Below are 15,332 nucleotides of genomic sequence, written 5' to 3'. Positions count from 1 at the left end.
GAGAGCGCCACCTCATTTCAGTGGCGAGAACTTCCGGCGAAGGCCGGTGGCGACGATCATTCCGCCATAGCCGTCGCGCAGCGGCGTTCCCGAATTCTTCAACTCGATCAAGTGGACGTGCACCTTGTCGGCAACCTTGTCCAAACAGGTTTGCACGTCGAGTTCGTCGATCGCAACCGCCGGAAAGTCGCGTACGTCGACCCGATAGCCGCTGGAGTTGCGCATGAAGGCGCACGCGAATGGGGCACCGTCGCGCAAGGACTCCACGAACCTGGTGACCGCGACGTCGAATTCCCGGCGTTCCATGGTCAGCGATTCGGCGACGAAGAACATCGTGCCGATGTCCCAGTGATTCTTGTGCAGCTCGAATATGGATCCGTGCTGTGTGACCGCCCGCGTCCTGAGGGCCTGCGCGAATCCACCCGGCAGCCGTCCATAGGGCTCGCTCTTGGCCAGCACCCGCCAGAAGCTCTTCCACGACCGGTGCGGCTGGCGGACCTCGTTGCGCATCCAGCGCACGTTGCGCGGAGAATAGTCGCGCAGCGTGATCTTGTCGCAGAACGGCAGCATCGTCAGCGCCGGATACAGGTTCGACCCGCTGCCGATGTCCAGGCCGTGCAGGCGGCGCCGCTTGATGTCCTGGATGGACTCGCCGTCGAAGTGTGCGGTGAAGAAGTCGCGGACGTGCATGAGGATCTGGCGGTCGTCCTTGCGCAGCGTCGCGTAGTTGTGCTTGAAGTACGGGACCGGATTGAACCTGTCCCAGGCCCAGGCCCGATTGACGTTCCTGCGGCTGGCGGCCCGGTAGCCGAGTCGCGTGGCGTACCGGATCAGCGAGACGACCAGGTCCGCGACCCAGTCGCGCCAGCCCCAGCGGGCAATGGCGATCTCACGCGAAGCCCTCGACACAGGAGAGACGGCCGTCGGAGTGACCCGGATCGCGCCCGCGGACAGCTCGCCTCCGCGCATCTTCTCGCCGACCATGGCCACGATCGTGCTCACACCCTTGAATCAAGACCATGCGATGAAACCGGCTCACGCGGTGATTCCGGCCCACGCGGTGAATCCGGCCCACGCGGTGAATCCAGCCCAGGCGGTGAATCCAGCTCGCGCGAATCGACGCCGAACGAATGGGTACCGTCGTCGCCGGGCCGGGGCCCGACGGACAGACCAACGACCGTCGCCGAGGCGACGATATCATTCGAATGGGTTATTCCGGGCATGGCCGTGTGAAACACCTCGGAAACACAAGTCGGTCGAGTTCGCACGATGATCTCGCCGCTGCTGGGAGGTGCCCCGCCACCAGCGAAAAGCGAGATCCATTGCAGACTCTAGTGGAATTTCGGCCGTGCAGTAGCGTATTCCATCACGACAACGTGCGCGGTCCGGGTGGCGGTGCGACGGACTCGGCGTCCGACACGCGGACGCGTCCATCGCGGGGATGACGATCCGCCTGTCCGTCAGGCGCGTTCCCATGGCGGCGGTACGCGTACCACGGCCATCCCTGCCGCCCGAGCCGCCTGGATTCCGGTCTCCGCGTCCTCGAACACCAGACACTCCGCCGCCGGTACGCCGAGCAGCCGGGCCGCCGTCAGCCACGCCTCCGGGTCGGGTTTCGGGCGGGCGTACTCCCCGGCGCAGACCAGGACGTCGAAGCGGTCGAGCAGGTCCAGGGCGGTCAGGGACGCGGTCACCGAGTCGCGGGTGCTGCCGGAGACGACGGCCATCGGCAGGCGGCCGTGTCCCGACTCGATGTGCTCGACCACCTCGGAGACCGCGTCGACCTGGGGCAGCAGTTCGCGGAAGTACGCCTCGCGGTGTGCTGCGATTACCGCGACCGGCAGGTCGAGGCCCTGGTCCCGGCCGAGGTCGGCGATGATGTCGGCGACCGTACGCCCACCCCACGCGTAGAAGAGGTCTTCGGGGAAGGCGCAGCCGTATTCGCCGAGAGCCCGCGTCCATGCCCGGTAGTGCAGCGGCATCGAGTCGGCGATGGTCCCGTCGCAGTCGAACAGGTACGCGGCGAAGTCCCCCGGAGGCAGCGTGAGCACATCGAACAGCGTACCGGGGGTCAGCGTACCGGCCGGTCGGATGAGGCGGGCGGCTAGATCAGGCGGGCGGCTAGATCAGGCGGGTGGCGCAGTGCAGTTCGCCGCCCAGTTTCGCGATCGTGCCGGCCGCCGCGCGGCGGGTCTGCTCGGCGTACCCGACGAACAGCTTGTTGGCCAGGGCGACCGTCCAGTAGGGACTGTCGGCGACGTTGTAGACGCGGTGTACCAGCAGGGTTCCCTCGGGATGCTCGGCGACGGTCCATTCGCCGCGGTACCACCAGCCGCCCTGCAGCGAGACCGTGTCCGCGGTCACGGCGACCGTGCCGTGGCCCATCGCCGTGACGTTTCGGTGCACGAGGGGCAGCACCCTGTCGGGGGACGCCGCGACGACCGCCGACACTTCCGCGAGCAGTTTCCTGGTCATGATGATCCTTCGGTGGGGAGGTGGGCGGCCCGGCGGAGGTCGTCGGTCCAGTCGAGGGTGCCGGCGTCGAGCCGCTGGAGGACGCCGCGGACCCAGTCGAGCTCGGCGGTGTCGAGCGCGCGCTGGTAATCGAGCTTCAGCAGCAACACCTCGGGCAGGCCGTTGTCGGTCAGGGCCCGCATGTGCGCCGTCCATCCGGAGATGCGGCTCTCCAGGTCCGCCGTGCGGTGGCGCAGGGCGCGGGCGGCTTCGCGTACGGGCAGGGCGCCGATGAGGGAGACGGCCGCGACCAGGCCGGTCCGATCGCCGTCGGGCTGTTCCAGCAGGCGGCGCAGGCGGCTGGCGAGGTCCCGCCGGCCCTCGTCGGTGATCTCGTAGACGGTCCGCTCGGGCCGCCGGCCCTCCCGTGTGGTCTCGACCGGCACGATCAGCTCGTCGCCGGCCAGCCGCTCGACGGCGTGGTAGAGGCTGCGCGGCAGGCCGGTCACGTAGTCCTTGTGCGTGTCCGCGATCTGCCGCTGCAGCTCGTAGGCGTGCGCCGGCCGCAGGTTCAGCAGGGCGAGCACGGTGAGCGCGACGAGGTCGGGGCGCTGCATGGTGCTCCTTTCATTAGTGCAGTCTGCACTATACCGCGGCCAGGAGAGATCAGGCCAGGGGAGACAAGGGGAAATCAGGCCGGGGAGAGGCGTCTCCTACAGGGGCAGTTGCGCGAGGCGGACCGCGTACACCGCGTCCTCGCCGGTCCGTGAGCACACCAGCCAGGCCGCCGTCGCCGTGCACCGGTCGACCGGCTGCGGCAGCCGGACCAGGACGGACACCGGCTTGCCGGGCGCGTACCGGCCGATCCAACCGGACGCGTGCGCGGTCGTGACGAGGTCCAGGCCGCCCGTGGCCGGGCCGATGCGAGCCCACCCCGCCGCCGTGAGTTCCCGGCCTTCGCGGGCGTCGCGGTCCGCCTCGCGCGCCGTCACATCCTCGCCTGTACGCAGATCCAGCCACCGGGTCTGGTCGGCGTAGTCGCAGACGACCTCGGGCCCGCAGGGATTCGGCTCCTGACCCGTGTACGCGAAGCTCCACAGGGGACGGAGCCGGTCGTCGAGGTCGTAGAACCTGATCCGGTGCTCGGCCGCGTAGGAGACGCCGAGGACGCCCTGCCACACGATGCGTTCACCGCCGCCGGCGGGGACCGCGCCGGTCGACACGGCCCGCCCGCTGCGCAGGTCGACGGCCGTGACCGTGCCGTCCGCCGCCAGCTCGACGAGGTTGTCGGAATGCCCGCCGTCCCCGATGTACGCGGGCCGCCAGTCGAAGTCGCGGTCGACGCCGTCGGGCGCCGGGCGACGCCACAGCTCGGTTCCGCGGGGGACGTCGATGGACACGAGTTCCGGCGGCGTCCCCGGCTCCGTGACGAGCAGTCCCGTCTCCCCGAACTCGCCGAAGACCTCGGCGTGCCGGGTCCACCGGACCGCCCCCGTCCGCACGTCGTACGCGACCAGTTCGGTGCCCTCGGGCAGTTCGGTGTCCGCGGGGCGCGTACCGCGGGGGCGCCGGGTGATCAGCAGGGCGTCGCCGTAGACCTGGGCACTGTCCGGTGGGGAGTCGAGCCTCAGCTCCCAGCGCGGCCGGCCCGAGCCCAGGTCGTAGGCCGCGATCCGGGCGCTCGTGATCAGCACGAGCGCGTCCCCCGCCACCTCGTACGCGCTGGTGTCGCCCAGGCCGCCGACCGTGACGATCTCCGCGCCCGGGCCGGCCGGTGTGGCGGCGCCGAGCAGCCCGCCGCAGATCACCAGCACGCCGAGCAGCGCGAAGGTCCGGCGGCGGCCGAAGCCGCGTACCCAAGGGGGAGCCGGGGGAGCGCCGGGCTCATGGTCAACGGGAACACCCAGGTCGATCACTGTCCCAGTGTGCCGGTTCGATCCCTACACTTCGACCATGGCTTGTACGCTCGCGGACGCGTACCGGCGCTTCGGTGTGGACGCGGCCGGGACCTCACCGCTGTATGAGCGGGTCGCCGTGGCGCTGGGCGGGTCGCCGGCGGCGCTGCGGGCGATCGAGGCGGCGCCCGCGCGCAGGCGGCAACCGGCGCTGATCCTCGCGGCGCTGCACGATCTCGCGCTGAACGGCCGGGCCCCGGCGCTGGCCGCGGCCTACACCTCCGGCGACGGCGACGCGGCGGCCGCCGCGGCGATCGACACCCTGGTACGCGACGCCGGCGCGGTCGCCGCCCTCGCCGCCCGGCGGACGGTGAAGGACGGCGAGACCGGGCGCTGTGCCGTGCTGTATCCAGCCATCGCCGAAGCGGCCCGGCGGCTGGGTGCCGGCGCGGTCGGCCTGATCGACCTCGGCTGCTCGGCCGGGCTCAACCTGAGCGTCGACCGGGTCGCCGTCACCTACGACGGCCATGATGTCCTCGGCGATCCGGCGTCGCCCGTACGCATGTCGGCGAAGCCGGTGGGGCGCGGAGCCGTCGCGACCACTGCGATACCGGCGGTCGTGGCCCGGATCGGCGTCGACCGCGACCCGCTCGACGTCACCGATGTGGACGACGCGCGGTGGCGCGCGCCTGCGTGCCGCCGGACCGGCCGGAGGAGGCAACCAGGCTGGCCGCGGAGCTGGCGCTGGCCGCCGCCGACCCGCCCGAGCTGCTGCGGGGCGACCCGATCGACCTGCTGCCCGCGGCCGTCGCCCGGGTGCCGGCCGATGCCCTGCCCGTCGTCCTCACCACGTGGGCGCTGGCGCGGTACCCGGTCGGCGAGCGCGCCCGCTTCGCCGACCGGCTCGGCGAAGCGGCCTCGGAGCGGGCGGTGGCGTGGGTGTCGGTCGAAGGGGTCGGCGTCGCGCCGGGCGTACCGACTCTGGGGGACCGGCCGGCCTCGGGCCACAGCATCATCGGCCTGACGCTGCCCGGGGCGGTACTGTCCGAGGCTGAGCCGTCCAGGGCTGTGCCCGTTGCCCTGGGCCGCTGCTGGCTGCGCGGCCGCATGCTCGAATGGCTGGCGGGCTGACCCGTCGGAGCGCGGCGGGAGGCTCGGTCCCCGTCGGAAATACGGTGATCGCGTACGTTGTGCGGATGCCGTTGACCTTTCCGTCGCACGCGGCCGCCGTGCTGCCGCTGAAGCTCTGGCGACCGCGCTGGTTCGACGGTGTGGCCCTGGTCGTCGGCTCGACCGCACCGGACCTGCCGTACGCGACCGAGCCGTACATCCACTTCGACGCGCACTCCTGGGCGGCGCTGGCGCTGTACTGCGTACCGGTGACGGTGGTGCTGTCCTGGCTGGTACGCCGGGCCGCCCCGGCCGTCGCCGCCCACGTCCCGGTCCTCGCCGAGTACGCGGTCCTCGGCCGGCACCGGCACCGCTGGTACATCGTGCTGACGAGCGCGTACCTGGGGGCGCTGTCGCACCGGCTGTGGGACCTGGTCACCCACGCGTCGATGGATCACGGCACGGTCTACTTCCCTTGGCTGGGCGCGGAGGCGTTCGCGGGGCAGCCCTGGTGGCGCGTACTCCACTATGGATCGACTGTGGTGGGTGCGGTCGTCGTGGCGGTGCTGGCGCTGCGGATCCGGCGTACAGGATGGTTGCTGGAGGGGGAGGTGCCGCTGCCCGCCGCCGCGCCATGGTCCGGGAGATTCTGGGTGGTCGCGGGGGTGGTCTGGACTGTGGGCGTGGCGGTGCAGCCGTTCCTGGCGATGGCGACCGCCCCTCAGGTGATCTTCGTACGCCTGCTCGCGGTCTTCGCGGCCGGGCTGCTGGCGGCGTCCGCGTTCTCGGGTGTTCGGGTTGGCCATACCCCCACTTAGGTGGCCGGCACGGTCGTATGCCGCTGATCATGCTGTGAGGCTGGTGCGTATGAGACGAACCATGGCTGCCCTCCTGGTAGGCGGCGGCATCCTCGTGGCCGGCGTCATGACCGGCGTTACAGCCGGTGTTACGGCCGGCGTTACGGCCGGCGTAGTACCAGCCGCCGACGCCGAGACACGAACCCCGCCCACCTGGTCGGCTTGTCCGGCGGGGACCAACGTCGACCCGCGACAGGAGTGCGCAACACTCTCGGTACCCCTCGACTATGCCCAGCCCGACGGTCGGCGCATCAACCTCGCGGTGTCGCGCATCGCCACCGCGAAGCCGGCTCAACGCCGTGGCGTGCTGGTCCTCATTCCCGGCGGCCCGGGCAGCTCCGGGCTCAACCGGCCCAGCGCCTACATCGGCAAGCTCCCACGACCCGTCCTCGACCGCTACGACCTCGTATCGTTCGACCCGCGGGGGGTCGGATCGAGCACCCCGGTCTCGTGCCGGCTCGCACCTGAGGACGTCGAGCAGAACAAGTTCATGCCGTGGCCGGCTCCCAACGGCGACATCTCCGCCAACGTGGCCTGGGCGCAGCGCGCCGCCGCCGCCTGTAGGGCCAACGGCGGATCGGTCCTGCGGAGCATCTCCACGCGCGATGAGGCTCGCGACCTCGACGCGATCCGGGCGGCTCTGGGCGAACAGCGGCTCTCGTACTGGGGCGTGTCCTATGGCACGTACGTCGGCGCGGTGTACGCCACGATGTATCCCGACCGCACCGACCGGGTCGTGCTCGACAGCAACGACGACCCGGATCCCGCCCTGGTCGAGCGCGGTTGGGCGGCCAACTACGCGATCGGTGTCGAGGACCGGTTCCCCGATTTCGCGGCCTGGGCCGGCCCTCGCGACGCCGAATACCACCTGGGCGCCGATGAGGCGAGCGTGCGCTCCACGTACCTCGGTCTGGCCGCCCGGCTCGACACGGCCCCGCTGGCCTGGCCCGGCGCCGACCCGCCGGTGTTCGATGGCAACGCGCTGCGCGCGACGCTGCTCAACGGGCTGTACTCCGATACCGGTTTCCCGCAGGTCGCCGCCCTGATGCGCGCGGCGATCGCCGGGGGACCGATGCCGTCGACAGCCGCCGCCCCCGAGGCGGCGCTGCAGAACACTTTCGCGGTCGTGACCGCGACCATCTGCCAGGACGTGGCGTGGCCGCGCGACATCCAGTCGTACGCGGCCGGTGTCGCGGCGAACCGGCACGCCTATCCGCTCACGGCGGGCATGCCGGTCAACATCTACACGTGCGCGTTCTGGCCGGCGCCGAAGGAGCCGCCGGTGCGTGTGACCCCGCATGGGCCGTCGAACGTGCTGCTGATTCAGAACCTGCGTGACCCGGCCACCCCGTACAGCAAGGCGCTGAACCTGCGGGCGGCGTTGGGTGACCGGGCCCGGCTGGTCAGCGTCGACGCCGGTGGCCACGGCTCGTACCTCGACAACGGCAACGCCTGCGGTGACGCACGCGTCACCGCGTTCCTCGCCTACGGCGTGCGCCCCGCGAAAGACGTACGCTGCCCGGCTTCGCCCGCAACGGCCGGGCGCGATGGACAGATGCCGGCGAGCCCCGAGCACATGACGTCAGCCGATGCCGGGCGGCCGGTGCCCTGGTGATCTTCGTACGCCTGCCGGACGCGGTCGCGGCCGGCTGACAACCTTTTCGGGGTCAGGTTCGTGTGGCTGGCATGACAACGGATGACCGCTCCCGGCGCGACCGCGAGTACGCCGACTTCGTGGCCGCGGTCTGGGCGCCGTATCTGCGGCTCGCCCGGCTGCTGACCGGTGACCGGCATCTCGCCGAGGAACTCCTGCAGGACAGTCTCGTCTCGCTGTACACCCACTGGCGGCGCGTCTCCGCGACCGGCGATCCGTCCGCGTACCTGCGGCGGACGCTGGTCAACGGGAACGTCAGCGGATGGCGGCGACGGCGGCGGGAACGGCTGGTCGACGCCGTGCCCGACTACGCCGTGCCTGACTCCGCCGTCGCGGGGCAGGCCGGCCCCGGCGATTCCGCCTTCCCCGATCCGGAGCTGCGCGCGGCCCTCCTCGCGCTGCCCTGGCATCAGCGGGCGGTGGTGGTGCTGCGGCACTGCGAGGACCTCAGCGAGAAGGCGGTGGCCGACGCGCTCGGCTGCTCCGTCGGCACCGTGAAGAGCCAGCACGCCCGGGCGCTCGCCCGGCTGCGTCAACTTCTGCCCGTCTCCGACCCGGAAGGGGTGTCCCCCCGATGACTCCTGATCTTTCCACCCGCCTGCGTACGCTCGGCGAAGCCGGCGAGGATTCGCCGCCGCCCACCGATGATCTGATCCGCCGGGGCCGGCACAAGCTGCGTACGCGTCGCGTATCGGCGGCCGGTGCCGTGCTGACCGTCGCGGTGGTGGCCACCGGCTGGGCACTGACCGGTCATCAGCCCTCTCATCAGCCCTCTCCTCAGCCCGGTACGCAGCAGGGGCCCGCGGCGGTCGCCGCGCCGGTCTCGCTGGCGCTGGCCGCGCAGACGTCGGAGCAGGTCCCGTACCGGTTGACGATGCACATCGGCTACCAGGGCACGGACGCGCGGCCGGTCACCTTCGAGGGCGGCTACGACCCGGCGACGGGCAACGCGTTCATCCGCGACGCCGCCAACCTGAAGTTCAGCGAGGAACGGCAGGTCGGCGGCTACTGCTGGGTCGACAGCGGCGGTTCGTGGCGGCGGGAGAAGGGACTGTGCTTCTCCGGCGGGGTCGGCGGGAAGGTGGGTTTCGTCCGGGACCCCAAGGGGCTGCTCGACGAGCTGAAGGCGGCCGGCGACACCACGTACGCGGGCCGCTCGAACGGCGTAGACAGCTGGAAGTTCACCTCGGAGGACCGTCGTGAGCTCGCCACCCTGCACTACGCCGGCACGGTGAAGGTCGACGTGGCGACGAGCCGGGTCCTCTCGGTCGAGTTCACGGAGTCGATCCCGGGCGAGACGGTCACCAGCCTCACCACGGTGTCCTATCACGACTACGGCAAGCCGGTCGTCGTCACCGCTCCCTGAGCGGCTCCCTGATCGGATGCGGGGGCCGGCTGCCGGCCCCCGCACAAGCCACCTGGTCGCAGGTGAGCATCCAGTCGCAGGTGGGCAGCCAGTCGCAGGTGGGCAGCCAGTCGCATGTGGACACACCGCCGCCGGTGCGGGATCCTGGTGACCGGGGGGTCGCGTGGACGTCATCGAGGGCGGCGGCCGGAATGTCGGCCAGGGTGTCGGCCAGAGTTTCCGCCACGGTGTCGCCGTCGACCGGGTCGGCGGACTGTGGCGGGTCACCCGGCCGGTGCACCCGGGCCTTCGCCCATACGTTCGCGTCTACGCCAGGTTCTGGGAGGCGGTCGCGGCACGGTATCGCGTACGGCTGGTGCCGACGCCCAGGGCCGTGATGATGATTAGTCTGGGCGAGCCGTTCACCGAGATCCGGCGGCTGGGCGGCCGGACCCGGATCGGCGGACGCTGCCGTGACCGGTTCCGGTGCCGGCGACGCCGATCAGAGGTCGATGAAGGTCGACAGGGCGCTCGCGACGAACGGCGTGAGGATCACCAGGCCGGCCTTCATCTCACTGAACGTCGTCTGGTCCAGGCCGAGCAGCTTCTCCAGCTTGGCCTGATCCTCGGCGGCCGCCAGCAGCCCGGCCGGCTCGGCGGCGTCGAGGGAGAAGTTGCGGGCGACGAACGTGGCGGCCCGGCGGCGCAGCGTCGTCGCGGCCGGCACGTACATGACGCCGACGACCAGGGAACCCACCGCACCGGAGAACAGGGCGGCGTTGTGGGCCTGATTGTCGGCCCAGGCGGCCCCGTTGACCGCCATCACCAGGATGACGATCAGGCCGAGCTGGTTGAGCAGGCGGGCGAGCGTACGCCGCAGGTGCATCAGCATCGCCAGTTGCGCACCGATCGAGCCGGGCAGCGGCCGCCGGGCGACCCGCTGGATCGTGGCCAGGGCGGCGGCGGTCGGCAGCACGCCGACGACCGCGACCAGGGTCATCAGCCAGCCCCGGGAGGTGACCACGTTGTCCCCGACGAACTGCGGCGCCACCCAGAGCAGCACCGCGGCCGCCCCGATCACGGCGGTGACCATCGGCAGCACCTCGATCAGGCGTACGCGGCGGATCGCCCGCAGCTCGCGCCACCGGGCGATGCCGAAGCCGAACGCCTCACCGGCGGCCGCCCCGAGCACCACGGCGATCATGGCGTAGATCACCCAGCGGTTGTGCTGATCGGTGTCCGACGCCAGCCGGTCGGGGTTGTACCAGGCCACGACGCCGGTCGCGCAGGCCCCGACGAGCAGCGCGATCAGCCGGTAGTCGCCGACCGCCCGCAGCTCGCCGTCGGCGTCGGTACGCGGGGGATCCGTACGCAGGGGATCAGTACGCAGGGGATCCGCAGACGGGGAATGAGCCTCGACCATCTGTTCCGTCGTCAATGGAGTCTCCTGGAAGTGCGGGCGAGGGGCGGGCGAGGGGGGCGACCGCGATGGTAATGCGTTGCGGCCGGGACGCGTACAGGCATAGGGTCTCGATCTTGTGACGAGGGTGACCGAGGCGATCCTGCCGGCCCGGCTGGGGCGCGACTTCCGCTGGCTGCTGGGGTCTTCCTGGTCGACCAACCTGGGTGACGGCATCGCGGTGGCCGCGGGGCCGCTGCTGATGGCGTCGGTGACGACGAGCCCGGCGCTGATCTCGATGGCCGCGCTGCTGCGCTGGGCGCCGCCCCTGGTCTTCGGCCTGTACGCGGGCGCGCTGTCCGACCGGCTGAACCGCAGGCGGATCGTCCTGTCGGCCAACCTCGTACGCGTCGTGGTCCTCGCCGGCCTCGTCGCATTGCTCGTCACCGGGGCGGCCACGCCGGTCCTGGTGCTGCTGGGGCTGGGACTGCTCGCGACGACCGAGGTCTTCGCCGACAGCACCTCCTCGACGCTGACGCCGATGCTCGTGCACCGCGACGACCTCGCGACCGCCAACGCCCGCCTGCAGACCGGCTTCATCACGCTCAACCAGCTCCTCGGGCCGCCCATCGGGGCCGCGCTGTTCGCGGTCGGGCGCACGTGGCCGTTCGCGGGGGAGACCGTGCTCGTCCTGGCCGGGCTGCTCATGGTCACCCGCGTGGTGCTGCCGCCGCACGAGCGGGAACGGCGTACGCCGCTGCGCCAGGACATCGCCGAGGGCTTCCGGTGGGTGCTGCACCACGCGGCCGTGCGTACGCTGGCCCTGACGATCCTCATCTTCAACGTGACCTTCGGCGCCGCCTGGTCGGTCCTGGTCATCTACGCCGAACGCCGGCTCGGCCTCGGCGCCGTCGGATTCGGCCTGCTCACCACCGTCAGCGCCGTCGGCGGCCTGCTCGGCACGGTCTCGTACGGCTGGATCACCCGCCGGGTCAGCCTCGGCAACATCATGCGCGTCGGCCTCATCATCGAGACGCTCACCCACGGCGCGCTCGCGGTGACCACCTCGCCCTGGGCCGCGTGCGTCATCATGTTCGTGTTCGGCGCGCACGCGTTCATCTGGGGGACGACGTCGATCACGGTCCGGCAGCGCGCGGTGCCCAGCGAACTCCAGGGGCGGGTCAACAGCGTCAACACCATCAGCGTCTACGGAGGTCTCGTGGTGGGCTCGGCGCTCGGCGGTGTGCTGGCCACGCACTTCGGGGTGACGGCGCCGTTCTGGTTCGCGTTCGCGGGATCGGCCTGCTTCGTGGTCCTCCTCTGGGGAGAGCTCACTCATATCGCGCATGCGGAACCGCTTCCCGCGTAGAGCTTCCCCCTTTGAGGAGCTTCACCCCCTTCTCCGCTTGCGCGCCGTCGTGGTTTTTCCGTCATGCGGGAATACGCGTCGCGGCGCCGACCGGATACGAGGACAGCTCCGGAGGGGTGCCCACCGACGTCGGCGGGGTCACCGCCCGGTCAATGAGCGCGCCAGCTGGTGGTCGTGCGGTCGTATCGGACGGTGCGATCGACGCGGGCCGGCAACTTGTCGCCGAGCCGCCAGGGTGCCGCGGTCGCGGACAGCTGGATGGTCACCTCGTTTCCGGTCGCGGCGGCGAGCGAGCCGACCCAGCGGGGGTTCTCCTCGATCAGCGCCGTGGCGATCGCGTGGTCCGCGTCCGGGATGTGCGTCTCCGTGCCGTCGGTGCTGTTGGTGCTTTCGTTGGTGTCGTCGGTGAGGGCGGAGCCTGCCATCAGGGCCAGGAGACGGCTGAGGATCGCCGGCGGGACCGCCGGATCGACGCATTCCAGCCAGACGTAGCAGTCGTCGTGGCCGGAGTACCAGAGGCGGCAGCCGGGCAGGGTCGGCAGGATCGCCCGGCCGTGATTGGCGAGGCTGTGATCCGCGATGCCGATGGCCAGTCCCATTTCGTCCAGGTCTTCCGTGGTCGGCGTACCGGGCAGGCCCACGAGCGTCAGTTCGTACGGCGACCAGCCGGCGAGGAAGGCGCCGAGATCGTCAGGCCGCAGGATAAGGGCCTCGGTGCCGAGTCCGAAGACTCCGGTGGAGAGCGCCCCGAACTCGTGCACCGTGCAGGTGACTCCCTGCTCCGCGGCGATCCGCGACACCGGCCACTGCTCGTACCGCTCGTCCAGGAAGCTGTTGGTCGCGACCTCGGTGACCACGATCGTGCCCCCGGCCGGGCCCCCGGCTGCGCGGGCCAGGATGTCCGCGAGCTCCTCCGCCTGCGCCGCCGTGGCGTGGACCACGTGACAGCCCGCGTCCTCACGGACGCTGAAGCTCAGCGGGAACGGCGCACGCTCCAGCCCCACGCTGTCGACCGAGAAGGCACTCATTCAACCCCTGCCCTTGTACGCTCAGCGGGGCTGGACCAGCCGGTGCAGCACGGACTCCGCGTCGTGGGCGATGCGGGCGACCAGTTCCGCCGCCGACGGCCGGTCGGTGACGAGATCCACCGCCTCACCGGCCCAGATCGGCAGGGCGGGGATGACGCCGGCCGCCTTGTCGTCCTCATAGGACTGACGGGCCTCGGTGTTGCCCGGCAGTTCGTCCTCGCGGCCGCGCCACCGGTCGAGATGCGGATGGCCGAGCGTACGCGACGTGTAGCGGGACGGCCACGCCGATCCGCGCACGATGTCCAGGACGCCGTTGCGCACGGTGTCCTCGCCCCGGCCGTCGACGATCGCCTGGGCGGCCCGCGGATCGACGAGGGATTCGACGGTGGCTTGGAAACGCGTACCGATGAGGGCGCCGGCGGCACCGAGAGCCAGGGCGGCCGCCACTCCCCGGCCGTCCGCGATGCCACCGGCCGCCAGCACGGGCACGGGCCCGGCGAGGTCCACGACGGCCGGGACGAACGGCAGTGTCGAGCGGCCGTGGCGAGCACCGTGACCGCCGGCCTCGGTACCCTGCGCGACGATGACGTCGGCGCCGATCCCGACCGCCAGCCGTGCCTCGTCGATGGTCGTGACCTGGACGATGACGGTCGCGCCGGACCGGCGTACGGGGGCGAGGAACGGGGACGGGTCGCCGAACGAGAAGAGCACGGCCCGCGGCCGGTACGCGAGCGCGCGCTCGACCGCGTCCAGCGTGACACCCCAGGTGAGGAAGCCGACGCCCCACGGCTGATCGGTGTTGGACGCGACGATCGTCAGTTCGCGGTCGAGCCAGCCCGGATCACCGGTGCCCGCACCGACGAGACCGAGCCCGCCGCCGCGCGAGACGGCCGCCGCCAGCGCCCCGCCGGCGGAACCGCCCATCGGCGCGAGGACGATCGGATGCGGGACGCCGAGCAGATCGGTGAACGCGGTGGACAACGCCATGCCGCCCATTGTCCCCGACGCCGGTCCCGGCGACGTCGAACAGGGACGGTCGGCTGCGTCCCGCCACCCCGTTGCAGGCCTGTTACCGGGGCCGACCGGAAATGTCATACGCCTCTGCGACGATGCTCGCGACTCCGGGGGGAGTTTTCATGACGGTATTCGTCGCCCATCGGCGGCGTGGTGAGAAGTCGCTCGCGGCGGCGTATCCGGGCGCGGCGGTGATCGACGTGACGTCGCGCGCCGCCGAGCCCTGGGTGCGCCTGAGCCCGTTCTTCCCGCACGGCGGCATCCCGGTGCCGTTCACGCCGGGCGTCACCGGCACCTCGGTCGAGGGCATCTGGCAGGGGCTGAAGGTGTTCCGGGACGCCGACGTCGATCCGGCCAAGCTGACGCAGACGCGTATGACCGGGATCAAGCGATCCGCGCGTACCCTCGGCCCGATCGTCGGCCACCGCCGAGGCCTGCACGGCGAGGACGTTCTCGACTATCTCGACGCCCGGCGGCTGATCTACCTGCCGGTGTACCGCCAGGTTCTCGACGGTCCGGCGCACGACGTCGTCGAACTGCTCCGGTCGCGTGGCCGGGACGGCGACCTCGTGCTGCTCGACTACACGACGAACGGCGACCCGGCCGATCCGCGTACGCCGCTGTCGCACGCCGCGCTGGTGGCCGCCTACCTCGACGACAGGTGGCCGGACGGGACGTGACGCCGCTCGGTGCTGGGAGACGTTGCTCGGTGCTGGAAGGCGCTGCTCAGTGCTGGGAGACGTTGCTCAGTGCTGGGAGACACCGCTCAGTGCTGGGAGATTAGGCGTACCAGCGAGACGCGGAAGTGGGAGGTGCTCATCGAACCCACGACGACGACCAGCCAGCCGTCCTCGCCGTGCTCGTAGACCTGGCGCCACTGCGGCCGCCACGGATGCGGCGGGTTGTACGTCGCGGCGATCTGCTGCGCGCCGGCCAGGGCCGGTGCACGGTCGGGGCCGAGGTCGACGGTCCTCGCGATCCGCCAACGGGCGTATTGGCCGCTGCCGGCGTTGTCCTCGACGATGGCGTGCCAGTGGCCTACGTTGCCCTCCATAGGCAGCCATGGTGCCATCCAGGTTCCACCTGACACCCCTTGGTCGGTCTCCTTCCTTTCCGGCGGTGACACGCGTTGCGGCTCCGGCTGACGCGATCCTGGCCATGTATGGTTCTCCGGCCGCATGCGCGGGGAACTGTCACGGCTGTCATG

The 15,332-nt window shown here is 71.3% G+C and carries 16 protein-coding genes and 1 pseudogene; 7 read left to right on the top strand and 10 right to left on the bottom strand.

What is annotated here, in order from left to right:
- Positions 1 to 12 precede the first annotated feature (12 nt).
- The 5 genes from G401_RS49925 to G401_RS0132155 form a co-directional block, all read right to left on the bottom strand.
- Positions 13 to 984 (bottom strand): SCO2525 family SAM-dependent methyltransferase, encoded by a 972-nt coding sequence (locus tag G401_RS49925; protein ID WP_157546644.1) that lies wholly within the window; start codon positions 982 to 984, stop codon positions 13 to 15.
- 476 nt (positions 985 to 1,460) lie between these two features.
- Positions 1,461 to 2,051 carry an HAD family hydrolase gene (locus G401_RS0132170; protein ID WP_281174218.1) on the bottom strand — a complete coding sequence of 197 codons (591 nt, stop codon included), beginning with the start codon at positions 2,049 to 2,051 and terminating at the stop codon, positions 1,461 to 1,463.
- A 70-nt stretch (positions 2,052 to 2,121) separates the two neighbouring features.
- Positions 2,122 to 2,475 carry a hypothetical protein gene (locus G401_RS53625; protein WP_051367454.1) on the bottom strand — a complete coding sequence of 118 codons (354 nt, stop codon included), beginning with the start codon at positions 2,473 to 2,475 and terminating at the stop codon, positions 2,122 to 2,124.
- Positions 2,472 to 3,071 (bottom strand): PadR family transcriptional regulator, encoded by a 600-nt coding sequence (locus tag G401_RS49915; RefSeq protein ID WP_034593783.1) that lies wholly within the window; start codon positions 3,069 to 3,071, stop codon positions 2,472 to 2,474. Before G401_RS49915 ends, G401_RS53625 begins: the two co-directional genes overlap by 4 nt.
- A 96-nt stretch (positions 3,072 to 3,167) precedes the next feature.
- Positions 3,168 to 4,370, bottom strand: coding sequence for an outer membrane protein assembly factor BamB family protein (locus tag G401_RS0132155; RefSeq protein WP_027345715.1), 1,203 nt, complete (start codon positions 4,368 to 4,370; stop codon positions 3,168 to 3,170).
- 37 nt (positions 4,371 to 4,407) lie between these two features.
- On the opposite strand from G401_RS0132155, the pseudogene G401_RS49910 reads away from it, so the two are divergent.
- The 5 genes and pseudogenes from G401_RS49910 to G401_RS0132130 all read left to right on the top strand — a co-directional run bounded on the left by G401_RS49910 (position 4,408) and on the right by G401_RS0132130 (position 9,336).
- A pseudogene (locus G401_RS49910) lies at positions 4,408 to 5,480 on the top strand (DUF2332 domain-containing protein).
- Between the two features lie 65 nt (positions 5,481 to 5,545).
- Complete coding sequence (locus G401_RS49905; protein WP_051367453.1) at positions 5,546 to 6,277, top strand: DUF4184 family protein; 732 nt, start codon at positions 5,546 to 5,548, stop codon at positions 6,275 to 6,277.
- A gap of 301 nt (positions 6,278 to 6,578) precedes the next feature.
- A complete protein-coding gene (locus tag G401_RS49900; protein ID WP_211240899.1) occupies positions 6,579 to 7,931 on the top strand; it encodes an alpha/beta hydrolase in 1,353 nt (450 codons plus the stop codon).
- Positions 7,932 to 8,002: 71 nt separating this feature from the next.
- Complete coding sequence (locus G401_RS49895; RefSeq protein ID WP_034593781.1) at positions 8,003 to 8,548, top strand: SigE family RNA polymerase sigma factor; 546 nt, start codon at positions 8,003 to 8,005, stop codon at positions 8,546 to 8,548.
- Positions 8,545 to 9,336, top strand: coding sequence for a hypothetical protein (locus G401_RS0132130; RefSeq protein ID WP_027345714.1), 792 nt, complete (start codon positions 8,545 to 8,547; stop codon positions 9,334 to 9,336). The genes G401_RS49895 and G401_RS0132130 overlap by 4 nt, the downstream gene beginning before the upstream one ends.
- On the opposite strand, the gene G401_RS0132125 is transcribed toward G401_RS0132130, so the two are convergent.
- Positions 9,323 to 9,616: a hypothetical protein gene (locus G401_RS0132125; protein ID WP_027345713.1), complete on the bottom strand. Its 294-nt coding sequence runs from the start codon at positions 9,614 to 9,616 to the stop codon at positions 9,323 to 9,325. The genes G401_RS0132130 and G401_RS0132125 overlap by 14 nt on opposite strands.
- A 201-nt stretch (positions 9,617 to 9,817) precedes the next feature.
- Positions 9,818 to 10,753 carry a hypothetical protein gene (locus tag G401_RS0132120; protein ID WP_027345712.1) on the bottom strand — a complete coding sequence of 312 codons (936 nt, stop codon included), beginning with the start codon at positions 10,751 to 10,753 and terminating at the stop codon, positions 9,818 to 9,820.
- A 100-nt stretch (positions 10,754 to 10,853) separates the two neighbouring features.
- Between G401_RS0132120 and G401_RS0132115 the strand changes: the two genes are divergently transcribed.
- Entirely contained in the window at positions 10,854 to 12,083 is a 1,230-nt protein-coding gene (locus G401_RS0132115) for an MFS transporter (protein WP_027345711.1), read from the top strand.
- Positions 12,084 to 12,232: 149 nt separating this feature from the next.
- Here the strand turns inward: G401_RS0132115 and G401_RS0132110 are convergent, their stop codons facing one another.
- Complete coding sequence (locus G401_RS0132110) at positions 12,233 to 13,111, bottom strand: hypothetical protein (protein ID WP_027345710.1); 879 nt, start codon at positions 13,109 to 13,111, stop codon at positions 12,233 to 12,235.
- 21 nt (positions 13,112 to 13,132) lie between these two features.
- Positions 13,133 to 14,098, bottom strand: coding sequence for an NAD(P)H-dependent flavin oxidoreductase (locus G401_RS0132105; RefSeq protein WP_027345709.1), 966 nt, complete (start codon positions 14,096 to 14,098; stop codon positions 13,133 to 13,135).
- A 149-nt stretch (positions 14,099 to 14,247) separates the two neighbouring features.
- Here G401_RS0132105 and G401_RS0132100 point away from each other — a divergent pair, with 149 nt between their 5' ends.
- Positions 14,248 to 14,805, top strand: coding sequence for a DUF6939 family protein (locus G401_RS0132100; RefSeq protein ID WP_027345708.1), 558 nt, complete (start codon positions 14,248 to 14,250; stop codon positions 14,803 to 14,805).
- A gap of 86 nt (positions 14,806 to 14,891) precedes the next feature.
- Here G401_RS0132100 and G401_RS0132095 read toward each other — a convergent pair whose 3' ends face one another.
- A complete protein-coding gene (locus G401_RS0132095) occupies positions 14,892 to 15,179 on the bottom strand; it encodes a hypothetical protein (RefSeq protein ID WP_027345707.1) in 288 nt (95 codons plus the stop codon).
- Positions 15,180 to 15,332 lie beyond the last annotated feature (153 nt).

Origin of the sequence: Hamadaea tsunoensis DSM 44101 (genome assembly GCF_000428945.1) — a bacterium.
Taxonomy (GTDB): Bacteria; Actinomycetota; Actinomycetes; order Mycobacteriales; family Micromonosporaceae; genus Hamadaea; species Hamadaea tsunoensis.
Note: the sequence above shows the minus strand (reverse complement) of the source record. Positions and strands in the feature narration are given on the sequence as shown.

What these genes read in the sequence shown, in the direction of transcription:
- G401_RS0132130 (WP_027345714.1), top strand. Translation starts at nt 8,545, where the DNA reads ATGACTCCTGATCTTTCCACCCGCCTGCGTACGCTCGGCGAAGCCGGC.
- G401_RS49895 (WP_034593781.1), top strand. Translation starts at nt 8,003, where the DNA reads ATGACAACGGATGACCGCTCCCGGCGCGACCGCGAGTACGCCGACTTC.
- G401_RS0132105 (WP_027345709.1), bottom strand. Translation starts at nt 14,098, where the DNA reads ATGGCGTTGTCCACCGCGTTCACCGATCTGCTCGGCGTCCCGCATCCG.
- G401_RS0132110 (WP_027345710.1), bottom strand. Translation starts at nt 13,111, where the DNA reads ATGAGTGCCTTCTCGGTCGACAGCGTGGGGCTGGAGCGTGCGCCGTTC.
- G401_RS0132100 (WP_027345708.1), top strand. Translation starts at nt 14,248, where the DNA reads ATGACGGTATTCGTCGCCCATCGGCGGCGTGGTGAGAAGTCGCTCGCG.
- G401_RS0132095 (WP_027345707.1), bottom strand. Translation starts at nt 15,179, where the DNA reads ATGGAGGGCAACGTAGGCCACTGGCACGCCATCGTCGAGGACAACGCC.
- G401_RS49905 (WP_051367453.1), top strand. Translation starts at nt 5,546, where the DNA reads ATGCCGTTGACCTTTCCGTCGCACGCGGCCGCCGTGCTGCCGCTGAAG.
- G401_RS49925 (WP_157546644.1), bottom strand. Translation starts at nt 984, where the DNA reads ATGGTCGGCGAGAAGATGCGCGGAGGCGAGCTGTCCGCGGGCGCGATC.
- G401_RS49915 (WP_034593783.1), bottom strand. Translation starts at nt 3,071, where the DNA reads ATGCAGCGCCCCGACCTCGTCGCGCTCACCGTGCTCGCCCTGCTGAAC.
- G401_RS53625 (WP_051367454.1), bottom strand. Translation starts at nt 2,475, where the DNA reads ATGACCAGGAAACTGCTCGCGGAAGTGTCGGCGGTCGTCGCGGCGTCC.